Raw genomic sequence first — 9,799 nt, forward strand, 5'->3', positions numbered from 1 at the left:
TTCTGCAATCATTTATCTTAATATTAAGTTTCTTTTGATGCTTGTGAATAGCTGCAAATCTCTTCCTATTTGTTGCAAATACCCTTTTATAAACCCGACTGTTTGTCTTAAACCAATTCTAAAGAAACTGACGATTATATGCACCAAAATCACAACTTTATCACTATAAATATAGTTGCCGCCCTGCATTTTTGGACAATTCTCGTACCAATTTTCTATGGCGTCATTGATATAACAAAAAATGCTTCCTCTTTCTTGGAGAAATTTGTTATATTCATGGCAGTTACTGACTCTCATTTTTTGTGGCATATTTTTTCTTCAACAGTTAAATGGCTATTTATAATGAATTTTGTCAGTAACTGCCAGTTCTTTTCGCTTGAGCGATGCAACAAAGCCATCCCAGTGTCAAGCACTGGGATGACATCGTAGGGGTGCTGGCCTGATAACCGTCATCCCGCTACTTGTTAGCGGGATCTAGAGATACCGCGAATGAATCGCGGTATGACGGTTCGCGGCGGCATGACGATAAGGTTTATACCTTGTCATCCCAGTGCTTGACACCGAGATTGATTTATCTTGTCTACCTTATTTTGCCACTCCGCTGAACGGATACCATATTATGCAGGTTTAGAATTATGCTTTATTCTTACGTTTATGTCTTGGCCCAATACAATCAATAAGTTAAGCAAGTATTCTAAGGAGAACCCTTCGATTTTTGACCTATTGATTTGAGATACTTTAGGTTGATCAATCTTTAGAGCGTTTGCTGCTTTTTTCTGTGTTGTGTACTTCTTACTTATTAATTGTGCAATGACCTTTATTAATTTCAGTTTTGTATCTTTCACATCCCCCAACTCTACTATTATAGGATAACTTAATTGTAAATTTTGCATAATAATAAAATTCCTTATAAAAAAATTACTTTAGTTTTTCTTCTTTAAATAACACATGCCTTCTGACTACTGGGTCATACTTCCTAAACTCCAGTTTTTTGGTGAGCTTTTTTGGATTACGCTTTTTTACATAAAAATAGCCAGTTGATTTTTCTTCACCAGTTTTTGTTATCTTGATTGCAGTGCTGACTAACTTAACGAGCAAAGAAGCATTTTTTTTCGCCATACTTATAATGATATAATAAATTCTATGCGAGTTTATTACGCAAAATACTAAAAGTCAATCGAATAATGCAGATTGCAAAATCCTTGACAATCAACAGTGCATTAAGTAGCATAAAGTTAACTTCAGAATAAAAAGCAAACGGTAAATAAGTGACAAATAGTGGTAAAAGGGTATTATTGATAGAAAATTCTATCTGTTCTAATGAGGTAAGAGTTGCCTTGTCAATTAATAACAAGGTTGTAGAATTTGAACAAGAATTCAAGGAAAAAAAACAATTAAGGGGTAATATATACGTTGCTTATATAAAGCGTATAGAGCCTTCTTTGCAAGCCGTATTTATTGAATATGGGAAAAATAAGCAAGGTTTTTTGTCTTTTTCCGAGATATCTCTAGATTACTTCAACATTCCAGAAAAAGAAAAGGAAACTATCTTTGAGGGCTACTCAAATGACGATTGTATAGAAGAAGCCTCAGCAAATGTTTCTTCAGATTCTGCAGCTAGTAAGAATGTCAACGGATCAGGTAGTGGTTTTGTAAGAGAGGTACCTTTATATAAAAAATACAAATTACAAGATGTTATTTCAGTAAATCAAAAAGTATTGGTCCAGCTAACTAAAGAGGAACGAGGCAATAAAGGAGCTTCATTTACAACATACATAACTTTAGTGGGTAGATACTGTGTTTTCATGCCAAATTCCATGAGCAAAGGTGGAGTGTCCCGCAGAATTGAAGATGCTAATGTCAGAAAGCAGTTAAAGGAGATACTGAGTTCAATAAACTTGCCAAAAAGATCAGGTTTAATAGTAAGAACTGTTGGTTCAGGAAAAAATAAGAAAGAAATTGAGCAGGATTACAATTACTTATCCTCATTATGGCAGAGCATTCAAAAAAATGCCTTCTCTGTAAACGTTCCATCATTAATTTACAATGAAGCAGATGTAATTATGAGATCTGTTCGTGATTTTTGTGGCGATGGTATAGAAGTTATAGTGTCTGGAAAGGAAGCTTTTGAGGCAGTTAGGCAATATGCTAACAATGCACTAAAAGGTAGTAAGTTGCGCTATAGATTGTATAGAGGTTATGCTCCGATCTTTACTTACTACGGAATCGAAGATCAAATTTCTGAGTTATATAGCAATAGAGTAGAATTGCCATCTGGTGGGTCTTTGATAATAACTTTAACTGAGGCGTTTGTTTCAATAGACGTAAATTCAGGAAAGATGACAGGAGAAGATAGCATAGAAGAAACAGCTTATAGAACCAACATGGAAGCAGTACCTGAAATATCAAGACAGGTGAATCTTAGGGGCCTATCAGGATTAATAGTAGTCGATTTTATTGATATGTTGAAATATCAGTATTGCAGAGCTGTTGAGTCTGCTATAAAGCAAGCGTTTAAAGATGATAAAGCTAAAGTTCAATTTAGCTACATAAATGACTTTGGTTTAATGGTATTTTCAAGGCAAAGAATTAAACCAAACATACAAGAAATTAATACTACAGAGTGTTTACACTGCAAAGGTACTGGAAGAGTAAAATCAAACGAAGTAATTGTTTCATCAATACTAAGGGATTTACAACATATTGCTAACAAGAATCGAAATAAGTCTTTTGATTTAGTAGCACACAGTGCAGTTATAGCGCACATTTTTAATAACAAACGCAATACAGTTTCTACAATCGAAAAAGAGTTTAATATTACATTGAACGTTAGTATTGATAACAGTTTAGATGTAAATACATTTGTTTTAAAACAAGGAGATGATGTTAATTTAAACGGTTATAAGCCATTACAGAACTCTGGATACCAAATTGGGGATAGCAGCAATGAAGAAGCTGATAATTCAAATAAACTACGAGGCAATTTTTGGCTAACTAAGTGGCTTTCGCGCCTTTTAAGTTCTAATAACTAATTAGAAACCTAAATTGGGCTTGTAATTAATGAGCCCTATACTTATATATTCTTATATCAGATAATATTTACAATGGGGTACTCATTATGGGAAGAGCAATAGGCATAGATCTCGGAACAACAAATTCTTGTGTCGCAATAATGCAGGGCAAGGATACAAAGGTAATAGAAAATAAAGAAGGGGCAAGAACTACTCCATCTATAGTTGCATTGACTTCTTCAGGAGAAAGGTTGATTGGTGCTCCAGCAAAAAGGCAAGCAACCACCAATGCAAGTAATACCTTTTTTGCTACTAAGAGATTAATAGGCCGTCAATATAGTGATCCTGAGATGAAAAATCTAAGTGTACCATACAAAGTATTTGCAGCAAAAAGTGGTGATGCATGGGTTAAAACAACTGATAATAAAGAATATTCTCCTAGTCAAATTGGTGCATTTATACTACAAAACATGAAAGAGGCAGCAGAAGCTTATCTTGGAGAGGAAGTAAAAGATGCTGTGATAACAGTGCCAGCATACTTCAACGACTCTCAACGTCAAGCAACAAAAGATGCAGGAAAAATTGCCGGATTAAATGTACTCAGAATAGTAAATGAACCGACTGCTGCAGCACTTGCTTATGGTCTTGATAAGAAACATGGGCACACAATAGTAGTATATGACCTTGGTGGTGGTACATTTGACGTTTCAATACTTGAAATAGGTGATGGAGTTTTCGAAGTGAAAGCAACAAACGGTGATACCCATCTTGGAGGTGAAGACTTTGATAATGGAGTAGTGAGTTATTTACTAGATGAATTCAAGAAAAGTAATGGCATTGATTTGAAAAATGATCCAATGGCTATGCAAAGAATCAAAGAAGCTGCTGAAAAAGCGAAAATTGAATTATCAAGTGCAATGGAAACGGAAATAAATCTACCGTTTATTACAGCTGATGCAAGTGGTCCAAAACACTTAAATATGAAATTAACGAGAGCAAAACTTGAAAGCTTAGTGAATGATTTAATCGAAAGAACTATGGCTCCTTGTAAAAAAGCTCTTGAGGATGCTGGTTTATCTGCTAGTCAAATTGGCGAAGTGGTTCTTGTTGGTGGCATGACTCGTATGCCAAAAGTCATAGAGAAAGTTAAAGAATTCTTTGGCAAAGATCCACATAGAGGAGTTAACCCTGATGAAGTTGTAGCAATTGGAGCTGCAATACAGGCGGGGATCATTCAAGGTGATGTAAGAGATGTGTTACTACTTGATGTGACCCCACTTTCTCTTGGTATTGAAACTCTAGGAGGAGTATTCACTCCACTTATTGAGCGTAATACTACAATTCCTACTAAAAAATCTCAGGTGTTTTCAACTGCAGAAGATAACCAAACAGCTGTTACAATTAAGGTGCATCAGGGTGAAAGAAAACTGGCAGTTGATAATAAGCTACTCGGTCAGTTTAGTTTGGAAGGGATACCTCCTGCTCCGCGCGGAAGGCCACAAATTGAAGTGACATTTGATATAGATGCAAATGGAATAGCACACGTTTCTGCAAAAAATAAAGCTACTGGAAAAGAGCAAAAAATACGCATTCAATCTTCAGGTGGTTTATCTGATAATGAAATAAATCGCATGGTAAAAGAAGCTGAAGAAAAAGCGCAAGAAGATGAAAAGCGCAAAAAGTTTATTGAAGTGAAGAATCAAGCGGATAGCTTAGTCCATTCTACAGAAAAGTCTCTGACAGAGTATGGTGATAAAGTTTCACCAGAAGATAGATCTGCTATTGAAAATGCAGTTAACGAATTAAAAGAAGTTAGTAAATCTGATAACATTGATGACGCTGGTTCAATACAGCAGAAAGTTACTAATCTTTCTCAATTATCTATGAAACTTGGAGAAGCTATGTATCAAACATCTCAACAAAATAGTGCTGAAAATGGCTTTTCATCAGAAGGAAATCCAAATGATAAAGAGGAAAAAGTAGTAGATTCTGATTATCAAGACATAGATAATAAAGAAGAGAATAAATAATTGTGATCACTTTTCCTGTCATCCGAGTAGCTGACACTGAGATGACAGGAGGAGCATATTGTTGCTTAAAGAAACCATTATGGACATTATTAAGGCAATAGAAGAAAAGATACGCGATTCGATAGATGTAATTGATATCAACATTATCGATGAATCAGCAAAGCATGCTGATCATTATTTTGCTTCATCTTCAACATTACCTTCGCACATTAAATTAATATTAATATCTGACGGCTTTATTGGAATGAGCGTTCTAAAAAGACACAAGTTGATTTATGAGTTATTGAAGGGTGAGATAGAGCTAATACATGCAATTTCTCTTCACTTGTATACGCAAGATGAGTACAATTTAAAAAATAAATAATAAAAATGTGAAGGAAGAGTCTATATTAGTTAAAGCAGGAAGAAAATTTAATGACTATAAAGGTTCCATGAACCCGCCAGTTTATCATTCTTCTACCATATTATTCCCTACTTACAAGGACTACTTAAATGCAGCAAATGGAGAAAGTATATACGATGTAATCAACGATGGTGTTGCAAGGGATTATAGCTACAGTAATGTTGGTACTCCTACTGTTCATTATCTTTCAAATGCACTGGCTGAAATTGAAGGGAGTGGACAAGCGCTTATTTATCCTTCCGGACTATTTGCACTTACTTTTGCTATTCTAACTTTCGCTAAAGCAGGCTCGCACGTTTTAATTCAAGATAATAGTTATTATAGGCTTAGGAGGTTTGCAGAAAATGAGCTACCAAAAAGAGGAACAGAAGTAACTTTTTATGATCCAACACAGGATATAACTGATTTAATTCAGAGTAATACTTCATTGATAATGATCGAGACTCCTGGTTCTGTAACGTTTGAGATTTCGAATATAGAGCATATAGTAAAAGTTGCTAAGGAACATAAAATTGTGACCGTTTGTGACAATTCATGGGCCACTCCTTTGTTATTTAAGCCGCTTGATTATGGAGTTGATGTTGCACTATATGCGGTGACAAAGTATCTAGCCGGTCACTCAGATTTAGTGATGGGGGCTATTATTGCTGAAGGTGAAATTTTTAAATTGCTTTATGAGAGCTATAAAAATTATGGGGTAACCATTCAATCGCACGACTGCTACCTTGCACATAGGGGACTTAGAACATTGTACACACGTATGAAAAGGCACCAAAATACAGCAATGGAAGTGGCAAAGTGGCTAGAAAAACATTCAAAAATCAAAAAAATTTTGTATCCAGCACTTCCCTCCCATCCTCAACACGAATTATGGAAAAGTTACTTCAAAGGAGCAAGCGGCACATTCAGTATAGCACTAGATAGAGAATATTCATGTGAAGAACTAAGCTGCATGGTTGATCACATGAAAATTTTTGGTATCGGTGCTTCTTGGGGAGGATGCGACAGTTTGATATTACCAATAGATCGTAGATCTATGTCAAGATCTGTAATGAATTCAGATTATGGTGGAAGTTTTATACGGATATTTTGTGGACTGGAAGATCCTGAAGATTTAATCTCTGATTTAAATGCTGCACTAGCAAGGTTGCCATGTTTGAACACTAAAACTGGCAGATGAAACTGAGAGAATTACTGCATAACATTATTGATGTTAACTTTGATATTGAAATCAAGGGCGTTACATGTAATCCCAATAGAGTAAAGGAAGGTTATCTTTTTGTTTGTGTGTCTGCGGTGTCATTCCAGCGCGTGACGCTGGAATCTAGAAAACCAGCATGTATCCAGATTTTTCCTACTGAATCCCAGTATCACGCACACGACTGTGTAGACGTTGTCATACAAGGAACCAAAAAAGATGTCATCCCAGTGCTTGACTACTTGGATCCAGAAAATTTAATTGCAAATGAACACACTAAGCAATTGCATAATAAAAACTGGATTCCAGTGTCAGCTACTTGCATGACAAATACTCCGAGTTTTGCAGTGCTTGACCACCCAAACCCTCAAGAAATATACAGAGAAATAGTCAGCAGGTTTTATCAATTCAAACAGCCCAAATATGTTGCTGCTGTAACTGGTACAAATGGTAAAACTTCAGTAGTAGAATTTTGCCGCCAGATCTGGCAAAACTCTGGCTATAATGCTGCGTCTATTGGAACACTTGGAACATGCATCAATAATGACAGAGAAGATAATAGCGATAATCTTACCACTCCAGGCGCAGATGACCTTTATTCCACATTATGTGGTATAAATAGTAAGAACGTAGAACAATTAGCATTAGAGGCTTCAAGCCATGGAATTGACCAATACAGAATTCATGGACTTAGCTTCACTGCTGCAGCTTTTACTAATTTCTCGCAAGATCATTTGGACTATCATAAGAGTATCGATGAGTATTTTGAGGCTAAGAAAAGGTTATTTTATGAGGTACTACCAGAGGGAGAAACAGTAATTTTAAATGCGGATATAAATGAGTACCATGCATTGCTTAAAATAGCTGAAAAACGCAGCAACAAAGTTATCACCTATGGAAAAACAGGTTCTGATATTACTTTATTAGAGCAAACACCAACCCCTAATGGTCAATACCTTACAATTAAAATTGGCGATGAAATTTATAACATGTTTTTTCCAGTTTTGGGGCAATTTCAAGCATATAATCTGTTGTGTGCAATTGGTATAGTTACCTCGTCTGGACTGAATTACAGAGAAATATCTATAGGTAAACTCGTTTCTCCACCAGGAAGAATGGAAAAAGTTAAACCTTTTGCATTCGTGGATTACGCACACACTCCAAGTGCGCTTAAACAAGCCCTGTTGTCTTTAAAATGGCACTTCAACAAAAAAATAGTCCTAGTTTTTGGATGCGGTGGCAATCGTGATCGGAAGAAGCGTTCAGAAATGGGTAAAATAGCACAAATGTATGCAGACAAAGTAATAATCACAGATGACAATCCGCGTGATGAAGATCCTGCAAAAATTCGCCACGATATTTTGCTATATTGTCCTAGTGCACTGGAGATAGGGGACAGGAAAGAAGCCATAGAAAAAGGCATAGATATTGCCTATAACGAGGGTATGATTCTGCTGGTTGCAGGAAAAGGACATGAGAAATTTCAAATCATAGGGAATCAAACCTTTGAGTTTAGTGATGTTGAGGTTATTAAAAGTAAAGTTTTATCTTGACCTATATACTCTGACCAATTTCCTGTACAGAGCTCTCTGTTCCTTCCATTTTAGTGTTAGGTTTTGACATTACGTACGCAATGCAAACAGATACTAATGCAATGGGTACAGATATACCAATAGTTACTAGTATAGGTAATTCAACAATGTATCCAATACCCTCCACTATCAATGCAGTTGCAATACCACCTACAGCAATCATTTTTGCTTGCCTTTTTTTCTTACATTCCATTTCTCTCTTATGTTTTTCTTCTTCTGCTTTCTTTAAAGCAGCAGCATTTTCCTTAGGCTTCTCTTCTTCTGCTTTCTCCAAGACAGGAATCACCTCTTTGTCTGTAGCAAACATACTGGGAATGGAATTATTATTATCTAGTGCTAAAGGACTAGCTCCTTTATTTAACAGGCACCTCACTGCATTTATATGATTATTAGTAGCAGCAAAATGCAGCGGTGTTGAGCCAAGTTTAGAACATGAGTGAATATGTGCTCCTTGCTCCAGTAGTAATTCTATTATTTCCGTATTACCGCTGCTAGCGGCACAATGCAGAGCAGTGTATCCACTACCATCGCGTGTACTAACCTCTGCACCTTTCTCCAGTAGACGTCTTACTGTTTTTACTAAGCCTTTATGAGCAGCAATGTTTAACGCAGTAGTATAATACCTAGAAGCATGGGTAATCTCTTGCCGTATTTCAAATAAATGATCTATGTGAAAATTAAGTCTTTTCCACTGATTGTATGTATCTTAGTTACATGCGAGCAGCTTTTGCTTAATTTCTTCAATTATGTCACTTTCTTTTGATTCTTGCTCTATTTCTTGGAATATAGCATCAATTTCTTGCTCTTTTATACTCATACGCTCCCCAACAACTATTCAACTATAAATTATAATTTTATGGATATAGTAAAAGCAAGTCAAGATTTTATGTAATAGCCTCACAATCATTCACCGTTCTTGCAAGTGATAGCACTCTCACTTCTTTTGCACCGGAGTTTAAAATTTCCTGAGAGCAAGATCTTACAGTTGCTCCGGTTGTTACCACATCATCAACTAATATCACGATTTTATTTTCGATAATTTTCTTGTTGCTTGTTTTAAAAGCCTTCTTTAAATTTTTTTCACGCTGTTTAAGTGAAAGACCAGCTTGAGGCGCAGTATGGCGAAGGCGTTTTATTGCAAATGGCGTATAGGATAAATTGGACAACTTACTCAATTCTTTTGCAAGCAGTGCTGCTTGATTATATTTACGTTTAAACAAGCGCATTTTATGTAACGGTATAGGGATTATGATCTCTGCGTTCTGAAATGTATCCTGATTAGCTTGGTGTATCCACTTTGCATAGATTTTTACGTAATTCAAATTATCAAAAAATTTGAAATTTATAATCAGAGGTTGTCCGGAAACTAGTAAATTCAAGCATATTCCCTCTTTAACATAACCCTACTCATAGCTAGGTATATGAAATTCTCAGTGGATGTTGTGAGTAAATCATACTCCTTCGATAGCCTTCTATTCCTATTAACCCAAGCAAAAGTCCTTTCTACAACCCATCTTCTTGGCTGTACTTTAAACCCTTGTTCTCTTGTTGGTAGTAGCTCAGGT

At 35.9% G+C, this 9,799-nt stretch carries 8 protein-coding genes and 3 pseudogenes; 5 read left to right on the forward strand and 6 right to left on the reverse strand.

The genetic code is table 11. The annotated features are described in order from the left end of the window. From OZD64_RS00925 to rpmG, 3 genes and pseudogenes are all read right to left on the reverse strand, one after another. Positions 1 to 309: pseudogene (locus tag OZD64_RS00925) on the reverse strand (transposase); the annotation flags it as partial. Positions 310 to 617: 308 nt separating this feature from the next. Next, positions 618 to 893 (reverse strand): helix-turn-helix domain-containing protein, encoded by a 276-nt coding sequence (locus OZD64_RS00930; RefSeq protein WP_010082632.1) that lies wholly within the window; start codon positions 891 to 893, stop codon positions 618 to 620. A gap of 25 nt (positions 894 to 918) precedes the next feature. Beyond that, positions 919 to 1,119, reverse strand: coding sequence for a 50S ribosomal protein L33 (gene rpmG, locus OZD64_RS00935; protein ID WP_010082633.1), 201 nt, complete (start codon positions 1,117 to 1,119; stop codon positions 919 to 921). Between the two features lie 149 nt (positions 1,120 to 1,268). On the opposite strand from rpmG, the gene OZD64_RS00940 reads away from it, so the two are divergent. The 5 genes and pseudogenes from OZD64_RS00940 to murE all read left to right on the forward strand — a co-directional run bounded on the left by OZD64_RS00940 (position 1,269) and on the right by murE (position 8,195). Then, entirely contained in the window at positions 1,269 to 3,032 is a 1,764-nt protein-coding gene (locus OZD64_RS00940; protein ID WP_266408857.1) for an Rne/Rng family ribonuclease, read from the forward strand. Between the two features lie 86 nt (positions 3,033 to 3,118). Continuing rightward, positions 3,119 to 5,041 (forward strand): molecular chaperone DnaK, encoded by a 1,923-nt coding sequence (gene dnaK / locus OZD64_RS00945; protein WP_274999138.1) that lies wholly within the window; start codon positions 3,119 to 3,121, stop codon positions 5,039 to 5,041. Between the two features lie 79 nt (positions 5,042 to 5,120). Further along, entirely contained in the window at positions 5,121 to 5,405 is a 285-nt protein-coding gene (locus tag OZD64_RS00950) for a BolA family protein (protein WP_010962929.1), read from the forward strand. Positions 5,406 to 5,412: 7 nt separating this feature from the next. Further along, positions 5,413 to 6,646, forward strand: a pseudogene (metC, locus tag OZD64_RS00955) (cystathionine beta-lyase). Further along, entirely contained in the window at positions 6,621 to 8,195 is a 1,575-nt protein-coding gene (gene murE, locus OZD64_RS00960) for a UDP-N-acetylmuramoyl-L-alanyl-D-glutamate--2,6-diaminopimelate ligase (RefSeq protein ID WP_274999140.1), read from the forward strand. Before metC ends, murE begins: the two are co-directional and overlap by 26 nt. A 1-nt stretch (position 8,196) precedes the next feature. Here the strand turns inward: murE and OZD64_RS06690 are convergent, their stop codons facing one another. The 3 genes and pseudogenes from OZD64_RS06690 to OZD64_RS00975 all read right to left on the reverse strand — a co-directional run. Continuing rightward, positions 8,197 to 8,904 (reverse strand): ankyrin repeat domain-containing protein, encoded by a 708-nt coding sequence (locus OZD64_RS06690; RefSeq protein ID WP_338063313.1) that lies wholly within the window; start codon positions 8,902 to 8,904, stop codon positions 8,197 to 8,199. 214 nt (positions 8,905 to 9,118) lie between these two features. Continuing rightward, positions 9,119 to 9,586: pseudogene (locus OZD64_RS00970) on the reverse strand (ComF family protein); the annotation flags it as partial. A 23-nt stretch (positions 9,587 to 9,609) separates the two neighbouring features. Further along, positions 9,610 to 9,799, reverse strand: a 190-nt coding sequence (locus OZD64_RS00975; protein WP_274999142.1) for a transposase, incomplete at its 5' end; no start/stop codon positions are given.

Origin of the sequence: Wolbachia endosymbiont of Drosophila tristis (genome assembly GCF_028981745.1) — a bacterium.
Taxonomy (GTDB): Bacteria; Pseudomonadota; Alphaproteobacteria; order Rickettsiales; family Anaplasmataceae; genus Wolbachia; species Wolbachia pipientis.

Coding starts and splice junctions, on each gene's coding strand:
- OZD64_RS00930 (WP_010082632.1), bottom strand. CDS start 893: ATGCAAAATTTACAATTAAGTTATCCTATAATAGTAGAGTTGGGGGAT.
- rpmG (WP_010082633.1), bottom strand. CDS start 1,119: ATGGCGAAAAAAAATGCTTCTTTGCTCGTTAAGTTAGTCAGCACTGCA.
- dnaK (WP_274999138.1), top strand. CDS start 3,119: ATGGGAAGAGCAATAGGCATAGATCTCGGAACAACAAATTCTTGTGTC.
- OZD64_RS00950 (WP_010962929.1), top strand. CDS start 5,121: ATGGACATTATTAAGGCAATAGAAGAAAAGATACGCGATTCGATAGAT.
- murE (WP_274999140.1), top strand. CDS start 6,621: ATGAAACTGAGAGAATTACTGCATAACATTATTGATGTTAACTTTGAT.